The sequence below is a fragment of the Curtobacterium sp. Csp2 genome (assembly GCF_013347165.1).
Window position 1 is genome coordinate 2,505,604 of record NZ_CP054593.1, and the last position, 12,314, is coordinate 2,517,917.

The 12,314-nt window shown below is 76.1% G+C and carries 10 protein-coding genes; 8 read left to right on the forward strand and 2 right to left on the reverse strand.

Features of this window, described 5'->3' with window-relative positions:
* Positions 1-60: 60 nt before the first annotated feature.
* The gene (locus tag HUN59_RS12140; protein ID WP_174778484.1) at positions 61-1,062 is read right to left on the reverse strand and encodes a glycosyltransferase; all 1,002 of its coding nucleotides are present in this window, start codon (positions 1,060-1,062) and stop codon (positions 61-63) included.
* A gap of 252 nt (positions 1,063-1,314) precedes the next feature.
* On the opposite strand from HUN59_RS12140, the gene HUN59_RS12145 reads away from it, so the two are divergent.
* From HUN59_RS12145 to HUN59_RS12165, 5 genes are all read left to right on the forward strand, one after another.
* Positions 1,315-2,316 (forward strand): glycosyltransferase, encoded by a 1,002-nt coding sequence (locus tag HUN59_RS12145; protein WP_174778484.1) that lies wholly within the window; start codon positions 1,315-1,317, stop codon positions 2,314-2,316.
* Positions 2,313-3,680 carry a glycosyltransferase gene (locus HUN59_RS12150; protein ID WP_174778485.1) on the forward strand — a complete coding sequence of 456 codons (1,368 nt, stop codon included), beginning with the start codon at positions 2,313-2,315 and terminating at the stop codon, positions 3,678-3,680. The genes HUN59_RS12145 and HUN59_RS12150 overlap by 4 nt, the downstream gene beginning before the upstream one ends.
* Positions 3,677-4,303: a D-sedoheptulose-7-phosphate isomerase gene (locus HUN59_RS12155; protein ID WP_144801212.1), complete on the forward strand. Its 627-nt coding sequence runs from the start codon at positions 3,677-3,679 to the stop codon at positions 4,301-4,303. Before HUN59_RS12150 ends, HUN59_RS12155 begins: the two co-directional genes overlap by 4 nt.
* A gap of 77 nt (positions 4,304-4,380) precedes the next feature.
* The gene (locus HUN59_RS12160; RefSeq protein WP_254630062.1) at positions 4,381-5,766 is read left to right on the forward strand and encodes a PfkB family carbohydrate kinase; all 1,386 of its coding nucleotides are present in this window, start codon (positions 4,381-4,383) and stop codon (positions 5,764-5,766) included.
* A gap of 136 nt (positions 5,767-5,902) precedes the next feature.
* Positions 5,903-6,607, forward strand: a complete 705-nt coding sequence (locus HUN59_RS12165) for an SDR family oxidoreductase (RefSeq protein ID WP_174778487.1) — start codon at positions 5,903-5,905, stop codon at positions 6,605-6,607.
* A gap of 371 nt (positions 6,608-6,978) precedes the next feature.
* Here the strand turns inward: HUN59_RS12165 and HUN59_RS12170 are convergent, their stop codons facing one another.
* Entirely contained in the window at positions 6,979-8,091 is a 1,113-nt protein-coding gene (locus HUN59_RS12170; RefSeq protein ID WP_174778488.1) for a glycosyltransferase family 9 protein, read from the reverse strand.
* Positions 8,092-8,258: 167 nt separating this feature from the next.
* On the opposite strand from HUN59_RS12170, the gene HUN59_RS12175 reads away from it, so the two are divergent.
* From HUN59_RS12175 to HUN59_RS12185, 3 genes are read left to right on the forward strand one after another with little or no spacing between them, the layout of a single operon-like run.
* Positions 8,259-9,815 (forward strand): aldehyde dehydrogenase family protein, encoded by a 1,557-nt coding sequence (locus tag HUN59_RS12175; protein ID WP_174778489.1) that lies wholly within the window; start codon positions 8,259-8,261, stop codon positions 9,813-9,815.
* Positions 9,812-11,344 (forward strand): D-glycero-beta-D-manno-heptose 1-phosphate adenylyltransferase, encoded by a 1,533-nt coding sequence (rfaE2, locus tag HUN59_RS12180; protein ID WP_254629865.1) that lies wholly within the window; start codon positions 9,812-9,814, stop codon positions 11,342-11,344. The genes HUN59_RS12175 and rfaE2 overlap by 4 nt, the downstream gene beginning before the upstream one ends.
* Entirely contained in the window at positions 11,341-12,225 is an 885-nt protein-coding gene (locus tag HUN59_RS12185) for a glycosyltransferase (RefSeq protein ID WP_174778490.1), read from the forward strand. Before rfaE2 ends, HUN59_RS12185 begins: the two co-directional genes overlap by 4 nt.
* Positions 12,226-12,314: the final 89 nt, after the last annotated feature.

Sequence of the window (12,314 nt, forward strand, 5' to 3'; positions counted from 1 at the left end):
CGGCGTCGACACCACCGAGCACCGCGAGCGGGCTCGCGTGCTCGGAGACCATGGCGATCTTCATCGGGTGCTCCCTTCCAGCGCGACGGCCGTCGCGCGTCCGCGTCGCGCACCCCGCGCGACGGCGTCGTCGAGGAGGTCGTCCCAGTCCGCCAGGTACCGGGGCAGCGCGTGCCGCGCGAGCGCGGCCTCCCGTGCCACGGCGCCCCGTCGGCGCGCCTCCTCGGGGTCCTCCAGGAGCGTCCTGGAGGCGCGGACCAGGTCCGCCACGTCGGTCGCGATCGCGCCGGCGTCGGCGGGCACGCTCCGCGGTGCGTCGGTCGTCGCGAGGACGAGCACCGGCATCGCCATGTGCATCGCCTCGATGAGCGACAGGCCGAGCGACGTCCACCGGTTCGGGTGCACGTAGGCGCGGCGCTCGGCCAGGGCCGCGTGCATCGGGTCGGCGGGGACGTCGCCGCGGGGGACGACGCGGTCGCCGAGGCCAGCCTCGGGCAGCCGCTCGGTGCCCATGCCCCAGACGTCGACCGGAGCGACCGCGGCGAAGCGGGGGAGCAGGTCGGTGCCGACGACCCGGCCGCGGCGCACCGGCTCGTTGATCACGACGCCGAAGCGCTCGAGCCTGCCGGTGTACAGCGGCCCGGGGTCGACCACGCCGTGCTCGACGACGGTCGTGCGGGTGGTCCCGCAGTCCCACATCAGGGCGTTCCAGTGCGTCACGTGCGCGATCAGCAGGTCGTCGCGGTCGCGGAGCGGGTGCAGGCTGTTCGGTACGTCGACGCGCGGTGCGTTGTGCTCCACGAAGACCGTCGGCACCTCGCGGCCGCCGAGCAGGCGCGCAGCCTCCTCGAGCTCCTCGGTGCGCTGCAGGACGACCACGTCGACCTCCGCGTCGGCGACGTCGGCGGGGTCGATCTCGATCGCGTTCGCCGGCCAGTCGCGGCCGCCGCGTCCGAGCCCCCAGGCGTCTCGCGCCGGGGTGGTCGGGATGAGGTACTCGTGGGGGCCGCGGACGAAGGCGTCCATCCAGCCGCCGTGCACGTGCCACACGAGGATCCGCATGCAGGGCCTTCCGTCTCGTCCTGAGCCCCTCCCGGTCGCTCCGTCGCCGGGGTCGGCGAGGAGGAGGAGCAGTGGCGCACGCTACGCAGCGCCCGCTGCCGGACCTCGCAGGCTTCTCGTGTTCATCCGCGGAGCGCGTCCGAGGAGCCGTTCGTGGGCCGCCAGGACGTCCTCGACGCGCACCGTGGACAGGCAGGGGTGTCCGGCGACGGAGCGACCGGGAGGGGCTCAGGACGAGACGGAAGGCCCTGCATGCGGATCCTCGTGTGGCACGTGCACGGCGGCTGGATGGACGCCTTCGTCCGCGGCCCCCACGAGTACCTCATCCCGACCACCCCGGCGCGAGACGCCTGGGGGCTCGGACGCGGCGGCCGCGACTGGCCGGCGAACGCGATCGAGATCGACCCCGCCGACGTCGCCGACGCGGAGGTCGACGTGGTCGTCCTGCAGCGCACCGAGGAGCTCGAGGAGGCTGCGCGCCTGCTCGGCGGCCGCGAGGTGCCGACGGTCTTCGTGGAGCACAACGCACCGCGCGTCGACGTACCGAACAGCCTGCACCCGCTCCGCGACCGCGACGACCTGCTGATCGCGCACGTGACGCACTGGAACGCCCTGATGTGGGACTGCGGGACCACCCGCACGACCGTCGTCGAGCACGGCGTGGTCGACCCCGGGCCGCTGTACACCGGCAGGCTCGAGCGCTTCGGCGTCGTGATCAACGAGCCGGTGCGCCGCGGCCGGGTCGTCGGCACCGACCTGCTCCCCCGCTTCGCCGCGGTCGCTCCGGTCGACGTCTGGGGCATGGGCACCGAGCGGCTGCCCGAGGCTGGCCTCGGCGACCGCGTCGTCCCCCGCGGCGACGTCCCCGCCGACCCGATGCACGCGGCCCTGGCCGAGCGCCGCGCCTACGTGCACCCGAACCGGTGGACGTCGCTCGGCCTGTCGCTCATCGAGGCGATGCACATGGCGATGCCGGTGCTCGTCCTCGCGACGACCGACGCACCGCGGAGCGTGCCCGCCGACGCCGGCGCGATCGCGACCGACGTGGCGGACCTGGTCCGCGCCTCCAGGACGCTCCTGGAGGACCCCGAGGAGGCGCGCCGACGGGGCGCCGTGGCACGGGAGGCCGCGCTCGCGCGGCACGCGCTGCCCCGGTACCTGGCGGACTGGGACGACCTCCTCGACGACGCCGTCGCGCGGGGTGCGCGACGCGGACGCGCGACGGCCGTCGCGCTGGAAGGGAGCACCCGATGAAGATCGCCATGGTCTCCGAGCACGCGAGCCCGCTCGCGGTGCTCGGTGGTGTCGACGCCGGCGGGCAGAACGTGCACGTCGCCGAGCTCTCCGGGGCGCTGGCCGACCGCGGCCACCAGGTGACGGTCCACACCCGCCGCGACGACGCCGCACTGCCCGTCCGGGTGCCGCTGCGTCCGGGCGTCGAGGTCGTGCACGTCGACGCCGGACCCGCCCGGCACGTCCCCAAGGACGACCTGTTCCCGTTCATGGACACCTTCGCCGCGGTGCTCGCGGCCGAGTGGTTCGTGGACCGCCCCGACGTGGTGCACGGGCACTTCTGGATGTCCGGGCACGCCGCACTCGACGCCGTCCGGCAGGTCCAGGCCCGCACCGGGGGCGTCCGCATCCCCGTCGTGCAGACCTTCCACGCGCTCGGCGTCGTGAAGCGCCGCCACCAGGGCTCGGCGGACACGAGCCCCGCGGAGCGCGAGTGGGTCGAGCCCGCGGTCGGGCGGAGCGTCGACCAGGTCGTCGCGACCTGCTCGGACGAGGCGTTCGAGCTGAAGGCCCTCGGCGTCCCCCTGCACGCCATCTCGGTCGTACCGTGCGGCGTCGACACCGAGCTGTTCACCCCGGACGGGCCCGCCGAGGAGCGGGGTCGCCCGTTCCGGGTCCTGACCGCGTCCCGGTTGGTCCGGCGGAAGGGCGTCGGCACCACGATCGCCGCCCTCGCCCGGCTGCTCGACGAGGGCCGCGACGTCGAGCTCGTCGTCGTCGGCGGTGCCGGGACGGCCGGGTCCGACCTGGTCGACGACCCGGAGTACCAGCGCCTGGACGCCCTCGCGCGCTCGCTCGGTGTGCGCGACCACGTGACCTTCCGCGGCCAGCTCGGGCAGCACGACATGCCCGCCGTCTACCGGAGCGCCGACGTCGTCGTGTGCGCCCCCTGGTACGAGCCGTTCGGCATCGTGCCGCTCGAGGCGATGGCGTGCGGCCGACCGGTCGTGGCGTCGAGCGTCGGCGGCCTGATCGACACGGTCGTCGAGGACGCCACCGGCCTGCACGTCCCCCCGCGGGACGAGGAGGCCGTCGCCGAGGCCGTCGGACTCGTGCTCGACGACAGCGCCCGCCGCGAGGCCTACGGTCGCGCCGGACGGGAGCGCGCGGAGGCCCGCTACACCTGGCACAAGGTCGCCGCGGACAGCGAGCGCGTCTACGAGCGGCTCGTCGCCGGGTCCGGTGCCACCGTGCCCGCTCCCGACGTCGCCGCGACCGGCACCGCCCCCGCCGCGGTGCCCACCCCCATGACCACGGGCTCCCGCCCCACCCGCGCCGGCCGGAACCTCCGTCCGTCGCTCCCGACGGAGAGGACCGCACAATGACCATCGACCAGCAGACCGGGACCCTCGACCCGGGCACCGAGCGCACGAGCGTCCGGACCGTCGTCGACCACATCGCCGCGTCCGTGCCGGTGATCGCGTCCCTCGTCGACCACCAGGACCACATCGCCGCGTGGGCGGACGACATCGCCGGGCGCCTGGTCGCCGGCCGCCGGCTCCTCGCCGCGGGCAACGGCGGGTCCGCGGCCGAGGCGCAGCACCTGACGTCGGAGCTCACCGGCCGCTTCGACGGCGACCGGCCCGCGTACTCCGCGATCTCGCTGCACGCCGAGAGCTCGGCCGTCACGGCCATCGGGAACGACTACGGCTACGACGAGGTCTTCGCCCGCCAGGTCACGGCGCACGCCCGGGCCGGGGACGTCCTCGTCCTCCTGAGCACGAGCGGCAAGAGCCCGAACCTGCTCCGTGCGGCGGCGGCCGCGCGGGCGGTGGGCGCCCGGTCGATCGCGATGACCGGCCCCGGACCGAACCCGCTCGCCGACGCGGTCGACGACGCGATCTGCATCGACGGCCCCTCCGCGAACGTGCAGGAGGCGCAGCTCGTCCTCGTGCACGCGCTGTGCCGGGCGATGGAGCCCGCCCTTCGCCGCGGGGGCCGACGGTGACCGGCAGCACGACCGGCAGCACGGGCACCACGACCGGCAGCGCCGCTGGCCGCACCGGCGGCACCCGCCGCCGCGTCGTGGTCGTCGGGGACACCCTGCTCGACGTCGACGTCTCCGGCACCAGCGAACGCCTGAGCCCCGACGCCCCCGTCCCCGTCGTCGACGTCCGCACCGACGACCGCCGCGCCGGCGGGGCCGGTCTCGTCGCCTCGATGCTCGTCCGCGAGGGCCACGACGTCACGCTCGTCACCGTCCTGGGCGACGACGACCGCGCCGCCGAGGTCCGCGCCCTGCTCCCCGACGTCGACGTCGTCGCCGGCCCGTCCGGGGTCGCCACGCCCGTCAAGACCCGCGTCCGGGTCGTCGACCACGCCCTGGTCCGGATCGACGAGGGCTGCGCGACACCGCCCGTCCCCGACACCACGGCCGCGATGACCGCCGCGCTCGAGGGCGCCGACGCGATCGTGGTCGCCGACTACGGCCGCGGGGTCGCCGCCTCCCCCGACCTCCGCGCCGCGCTCGAGCGCGTCGCCACCACCACCCCGGTGGTGTGGGACCCGCACCCGAAGGGCGCCGCGCCCGTGACCGGCACCGCGGTCGTCACACCGAACACCGCCGAGGCCCGACGCTTCACCGACGTCACCGGCGACAGCGTGCCGTTCGCCACCGACGCGGCGGCCGCCCTCGTCGAGACCTGGGGCGTCGACGCCGTCGCCGTCACCATGGGCGACCGCGGCGCCCTCGTCGCGAGCCGCCGTCGCACCGCGCCGGACCGCGACGCGGCGCTCGACAGCCGGTTCGTGCCCGCTCCGTCGGTCACCGCTGGGGACCCGTGCGGCGCCGGCGACCGGCTCGCCGCGGGCGTCGCGATCGCCCTCGCCGAGGGCGCCGACGTCACCGACGCCGTCGCCGCGGGCGTGCTCGCCGCCTCGGAGTACCTGGCCGCCGGTGGCGTGACGGCACTCTTCGCGGACGACGGCCCCGCCCCGGTGCCCGTCCCCGGTGTGGACCGCGACGCCCTCCGGGTCGTGCACGAGGTCCGGAGCGCCGGCGGCACCGTCGTCGCCACCGGCGGGTGCTTCGACCTGCTGCACGCCGGGCACGCCCGGACGCTCTCCGCCGCGCGGGCGCTCGGCGACTGCCTGGTCGTCTGCCTGAACTCCGACGACTCGATCCGGGCGCTCAAGGGCCCGGAGCGGCCGATCATGAGCCAGGAGGACCGCGTCGAGCTGCTCCTCGCCCTGGACTGCGTCGACGCCGTCGTCGTCTTCGACGAGCACACCCCGGACGAGGCGCTCCGGCGCTTCCGCCCGGACGTCTGGGCGAAGGGCGGCGACTACGCGGCGAGCGAGCTCCCGGAGTCGGCCACCCTGGCCGAGTGGGGCGGCCGCGTCGTGACGGTCCCGTTCCACGCGGGCCGCTCGACCACCCGGCTCGCCGCCGCCATCGCGCGCGTCGGCTGACGGCGCCCGTCCCGACCACCCCCGGCCTGGAGGCACGGCGCACCGCCGCCACGTGCCTCCCGTCCGGTGGTCCGCACCACCACACCGCCCGTCGGCGCCGCCGACGGGCCGCACCACGCCCTCCGGAAGGAAGCACATGCCCGTCCCCACCACCCCCATCGGTCGCGTCCTCGTCACCGGCGGCGCCTCGGGTCTCGGCGCGGCGGTCGTCGCCGCCGTCACCGAGGCCGGCGGCACCCCGATCGTGCTCGACCTGCGGGTCGACGCGGTGGCCGAGGGCGTCGACGCAGTCGCGGTCGACGTCACCGACACCGAGGCCACCGAGCGTGCGGTCCGCGAGGCCGTCGAGCGCCACGGCGGACTCGACGCGGTCGTCACGGCCGCCGGGATCGACAAGCCCGCGCCGATCGGGAGCATCTCGTCCGGCGACTGGGAGCGGATCATCGGCGTGAACCTGCTCGGCACCGCAGCCGTCGTGCGCGCGGCGCTCCCGGCGCTCGAGGCCACGCACGGCCGGGTCGTCACGATCTCGTCGTCGCTCGCGCTCCGCGGGGTCGGCGACGGCACCGCCTACTCGGCGTCGAAGTTCGGCGTCCGCGGGTTCTCGCAGGCGCTGGCCGCCGAGTCCGCCGGGCGCATCGGCGTGACGAACATCATCCCGGCGGGCATGCGCACCGCGTTCTTCGAGGGTCGGACGGAGCAGTACAAGCCGGGGCCGGACGCGCAGCTGATCGAGCCGGAGTACGTCGCGGCCTCGATCCTGTTCGCGCTGTCGCAGCCGGCCGGGTGCGAGATCCGCGAGCTGTCGATCATGCCCGCGACCGAGCCCAGCTGGCCGTAGCCCGTCGAGCGCGGACGAGGCGCGGTACCCGTGGGTACCGCGCCTCTCGCGTGCGCGAGAGTGCCACTTCTGGGGCGCTCGGCGCAGCCGAGCGACGGGAAGGGCCCGCGGGCCGACACGCCGACGGGGTGTCGTGCGCACTCGGTGACCGGCGGGGCAGGGGTGGGGCGTGCCTCCAGGCTGGCGCCGCCGTTTCAGGGGCCGACGGACGAGGGGGCGATGCTCCCCCGCGAGAGTGCCACTTCTGGGGCGCTCGGTGCTGCCGAGCGACGGGAAGGGCCCGCGGGCCGACACCCTGCCGGCGTGTCGTCCGCACTCGGTGACCTGCGCGGCGGGGATGGGGCGTGCCTCCAGGCCGGGTACCCGGCGTGTCAGGGGCCGACGGCGACGGGGCGGGCGGTCGTGGCCAGCAGGTCGGCGACGTCCGCGAGGACGGCGTCGGGCGTCACCTCGTCGACGTAGGACGGGTCGTGCGCGCAGCGCTCCGCGGTCCATCCGACCTGTGTGACGTCGATGCCGCACACCGGGCACCGCGTGACGAAGGACAGGTGCACGCGGTGGCGACCGCGGTCCGTCGGGCCGGCGTTCACCACGTTGCCGAACCAGAACACGCCCACGGTCGGGGTGCCCACGGCGACCGCGAGGTGCCTCGGGCCGGAGTCGTCGCCGACCATGACGTCGGCGGCGGCGAGCACGGCGGGCAGCTGCGACAGGGGCAGCGTGCCCGTGCGGTCGTGCAGGTGGTCGTGCAGCGCGGTGGGGACCGCGCCGCGGATGGCCTGGGCCGCCGGGACGTCGGATGCGTCCCCGACGAGCACGACGTCGTCGCCCGCGTCGAGCCGGGCGGTGACGACGGCGGCGAAGCGCTCCGGGCTCCAGCGACGGCGGGGGTCCGTGGCGCCGGGGTGCACCGCGACGAGCCGCCCGGCGACGCCGAGCTCTGCACGGACGGCGGCCCGCTCGTCGTCCGTCACGCGGACGCGCGGGTCGAGGGTGACCGGTGCCGCTCCGGCGAGCGAGGCGACCTCGAGCCCGCGGAGCACCTCGTGCTGGTAGTAGACGTAGCGGACCCAGCGCTCCAGGACCTCGGCGTCCTCGGTGGCGGTGCCGACGGTGTGGCGGGCGCCGAGCCGGAGGAGGAACGGGTTCGAGTTGCGGCCGCCGCCGTGCACCTGCACCGCGAGGTCGAAGCGACCGTGCAGGCGTGCGACGAACGCCTCGAGGTCCGGGGCACCTTCACCGCCGTCACGGACGCCGGGGGCGACGGGCAGCTCCTCGAACGCGTGCACCGCGTCCGTCCTCCCGCGCAGCACGGCCGGTGCGAGCGGTGCACCGAGCAGCGTGATGCGGGCCTCGGGGTAGGCGGCGGCGAGGGCCTCGAGCGCGGGGACCGCGAACATCAGGTCGCCCAGTCCACCGCCGCGGAGCACCGCGATCTCCCGGACGTCGTCGAAGCGTTCTCCACCGTTGCCGATCAGTTCCACCCGACCCGTCTACCGGAGGACTCCCGGGAACACGGTCGGGCACCGGCTGGGCGGCGCTGAGCACTGCGCGCCGTTGCGCTTCGCGGATGGCCTGGAGCGAACCCGGACCGCCGCCCAGCAGCAGCCGGGCAGCGTGGTGCCTCCCGCCCGCGCATCCGAAGGACACCATGACCCTCGCCGCTCCGTCCCCCGCTTCGACCGACGCCGCCGCCGCCGCTCCTGCTGCTCCCTCCGCTGCGGACGCCGATGCGACTTCCGCTGCGGACGCCGCGATCGTCGTCACCGACCCCGTCTCCGGTTCGGTCGCCAGCACCACCCGGCGGTCGACCCCGGACGAGGTCCGCGACGCCGTCGCCCGCGCCCGTGCCGCCGCGCCCGGCTGGGCCCGGACTGCGCCGGCCGAGCGGGGCGCCGCACTCCACCGCGCGGCCGCGGTCCTCCGTGAGCACGCGCAGGAGCTCGCCGACCTGAACACCCGGGAGACCGGCAAGGTCCCCGGCGACGCGCTCGGCGGGGTCGAGGCCGGCATCGGCACGCTCGTGCAGTACGCCGAGCTCGGACCGGTCCACCGCGGCGAGGCCCTCCGCGGGCAGTTCGGCGCCGCCGACTGGTCCGTGCCGCACCCCCGGGGCGTCGTCCTCGCGCTGACGCCCTGGAACGACCCGGTCGCCGTGGCGTGCGGGATCCTCGGCGCCGCGGTCGTCACCGGCAACACGGTCGTGCACAAGGGCAGCGAGCGGTGCCCGGCGACCATCGCGCGGCTCAACGAGCTCCTGGCGGAGGCGCTGCCGGACGGCGTGCTCGTCGGCGTCGACGGCGACGCGGCCACCGGTGAGCTGCTCCTCGAGCAGGACGGCATCGACGTCTACGCCCACGTCGGCTCGACCGCGACCGGGGACCGCCTGACGGCCGCCGCCGCGACGACCCGCGCACACGTCATCCGCGAGAACGGCGGCAACGACGCCGTGGTGGTCGACGGTGACGTCGACCCGGTCTGGGCGGCCGCGCAGGTCGCCCTCGGCGCCTTCGCCAACACCGGGCAGATCTGCACGAGCGTCGAGCGGGTCTACGTGCACCGCGCCGTCGCCGAGCCGTTCGTCGCCGCGCTCGTCGCCGAGGCCGAGCGCCGCACGGCGGCACCGGCCGCCGAGTTCGGGCCGCTCGTCGACGACCGGCTGCGCGCCACCGTGCAGGAGCACGTCGACGACGCGGTCGCCCACGGCGCCGTCGTGCGGACCGGCGGGGTCACCCCGGACGGTGCGGGCACGTTCTACCCGGCGACGGTCCTGACCGACTGCACCGACGAGATGCTCGCGATGACCGAGGAGACCTTCGGCCCGATCGCCCCGGTCCGCGTCGTCGAGGACTTCGACGAGGGCCTCCGGCTGGCGGCGGCCGACCGCTACGGACTCGCGGCCACCGTCCTCACCGCGGACACCGGGCACGCCCTGCGCGCCGCGGCGGAGCTGCCGGTCGGGACCGTCAAGGTCAACGCGGTCTTCGGCGGTGCTCCCGGCGGCAGCGCCGAACCGCGCGGCGCCTCCGGTGCCGGGTTCGGGTACGGACCGCACCTGCTCGACGAGATGACGACCACCACGGTGGTGCACCTCGAACCGGCCCCGGCGCGCGTGACGTGGGCCGACGCGACGGTCGACGCCGACGCCGAAGCCACCGCCGGCGCGACGGCAGACGCCGGCGCCGACACCGACGGTGGTGCCCGGTGACCGCCGACGTCCGCCTCGTCCGCGACCTCGTCGCCACCGTCGACGACCGCGAACCCCTCGTCGTCGTGATCGGCGACTGCATCCTCGACCGCTGGACCGTCGGCGAGGCCGAACGGGTCTCCCGCGAGGCCCCGGCGCCCGTCGTCCGCGTCACCGGCACCGTCGCCGTCCCCGGCGGCGCCGCGAACACCGCCGTGAACGCCCGCGCCCTCGGCGCCCGCGTCCGCATGGTCGGGCTGGTCGGCGACGACGAGTCCGGCCGGGTCCTGCGTGACCGGCTGACCGCGGCCGGCGTCGACACGTCCTTCCTCGTGGAGGTCCCCGGCGGCACCACGACCACGAAGTCGCGCGTCGTCGGCGGCGACCGCGTGGTGGTCCGCGTCGACGAGATCGCCGAGACCCCCGACGCCGCGACCGGGCAGCGTCTCGCCGACGCCGTCCGGCGGGCCGTCCGGTGCGCCGACGCCGCCGTGGTGTGCGACTACGACCTCGGCGTACGGGCCGAGGACGTCGTCCCCGTGCTCGACGCTGACCGCCCCGCGGCCGTCGTCGTGGACGCGCACGACCTCCGCCGCTGGGCCGGCCTGCACCCCGACCTCGTCACGCCGAACGCCGGCGAGACCGCCGCCCTGCTCGGCCACGACCTCGGCACCGGGTCTGCCCGCGTGCAGACCGTCGTCGACGCCCGCGCCGAGGTGCTCGCCCGTTCGGGCGCCCGCGCCGCCGTCGTCACGCTCGACAAGGACGGCACGGTGCTGCTCGAGCCCGGTTCCGACCAGGGCTTCCGGACGCGTGCGACCCCCGCGTCCGAGCAGCAGGCGTCCGGCGCCGGCGACACCTTCTGCGCGGCGGCGACCGTCGCGCTGGCGGTGCGCGCCCCCGCGCGCGACGCCGTGACGGTCGCGCAGGCCGCCGCGGACGTCGTCGTCCGCGAGGCCGGCACGTCGGTCTGCTCCGCCGCCGCGCTGCTCGAGTCGGTGACGGCTCCCGCGGCCACCGTGGTGGACCACGACGACCTCGCGACCGCCGTCGAGGCCGCCCGGGCCGCCGGTCGCCGCGTCGTCTTCACGAACGGTTGCTTCGACGTCGTGCACCGCGGACACACGACGTACCTGCGCCAGGCGCGTGAGCTCGGCGACTTGCTCGTCGTCGCGCTCAACGACGACGACTCGGTCCGCCGGCTGAAGGGCCCGGAGCGGCCGATCAACCCGGCCGAGGACCGCGCCGGCGTGCTCGCGGCGCTGGCGTGCGTCGACCTCGTGACGGTGTTCGCCACGGACACTCCGATCCCGCTCATTGAACGGCTCCGCCCCGAGGTCTACGTCAAGGGCGGCGACTACTCGCCCGAGATGCTCGAGGAGACCGGGGTGGTCCGCGCCTACGGCGGCGAGGTCGTCATGGTCGACTACGTGCCCGAGCACTCCACGACGGCGGTCGTCCGTCGCATCCGCGAGGCGGCGGCGGGGCACGACGCCACCCCGACGACCGCAGCGCCCACCGCCCCCGTCGAGCCCGACCCGGCGCCGTGACCCCCGCCCGTTGGTCGGGGGCGTGGGCCCGGCCGTCGCACGACGCCCCGCTCGACGCGGAGGTGGACGTCCTCGTCCCGACGGTCGGACGCCCCGCCGAGCTCGCCACGACCCTCGCCGGGCTCGCCGCCCAGACCGACGTCGCGTTCCGCCTCGTCCTCAGCGACCAGTCCGCGGGGCAGGACGCCGCCACCGCGCCGTCGGTCGCCGCCATGCTGCGCGTCCTGGAGGCACAGGGCCGCCCCGTCACGCTCCTCGCGCACCCGGAACGGCGCGGCCTGGCCGAGCACCGGCAGCACCTGCTCGACCACGCCACCGCACCCGCGGTGCTGTACCTCGACGACGACGTCTGGCTCGAACCGGGCTCGGTCCGCCGGATGCTCGACGCGCTCCGCTCCCTGGGCTGCGGGTTCGTCGGCAGTGCCGTGCAGGGGCTGTCCTACCTGGACGACCGACGGCCGCACGAGACCGCCGTGTACGAGCCGTGGGACGGCCCCGTCGTCCCCGAGGTCGTCCGTCGCGGCACCCCGGCGTTCGACCGGCTCTCGCTGCACAACGCCGCGAACCCGACGCACGTCGCCGCGGACCTCGACGTGGAGCCCGGCGGCTGGGTTCCCTACCGGGTCGCCTGGGTCGGGGCCTGCGTCCTGTACGACCGCGCGGCGCTCGAGGCCGTCGGCGGGTTCGGCTTCTGGCCCGTGCTGCCCACAGAGCACGCCGGCGAGGACGTCGTCGCCCAGTGGCGGGTCATGGAGCGCTTCGGCGGCGCCGGGATCCTGCCGTCCGGGGCCGTGCACCTCGAGAGCCCGACGACCGTCACGGACCGCCGGGTCGACGCCCCCGACGTGCTGTTCCCCGAGCACGCCGACGCCGCCCACTGACGCCCGCCCCGCTGCTCGACGATCCAGCGGTTCCGCGAAACGCAACGTCGGCGGCTCCTCGCAGCGGTATGTCGCTGCGAGGAACCGCC

Bases quoted from the DNA above. Each gene is read 5' to 3' on its own strand.
- HUN59_RS12140 (WP_174778484.1), bottom strand. From the start codon at position 1,062: ATGCGGATCCTCGTGTGGCACGTGCACGGCGGCTGGATGGACGCCTTC.
- HUN59_RS12145 (WP_174778484.1), top strand. From the start codon at position 1,315: ATGCGGATCCTCGTGTGGCACGTGCACGGCGGCTGGATGGACGCCTTC.
- HUN59_RS12150 (WP_174778485.1), top strand. From the start codon at position 2,313: ATGAAGATCGCCATGGTCTCCGAGCACGCGAGCCCGCTCGCGGTGCTC.
- HUN59_RS12155 (WP_144801212.1), top strand. From the start codon at position 3,677: ATGACCATCGACCAGCAGACCGGGACCCTCGACCCGGGCACCGAGCGC.
- HUN59_RS12165 (WP_174778487.1), top strand. From the start codon at position 5,903: ATGCCCGTCCCCACCACCCCCATCGGTCGCGTCCTCGTCACCGGCGGC.
- HUN59_RS12175 (WP_174778489.1), top strand. From the start codon at position 8,259: ATGACCCTCGCCGCTCCGTCCCCCGCTTCGACCGACGCCGCCGCCGCC.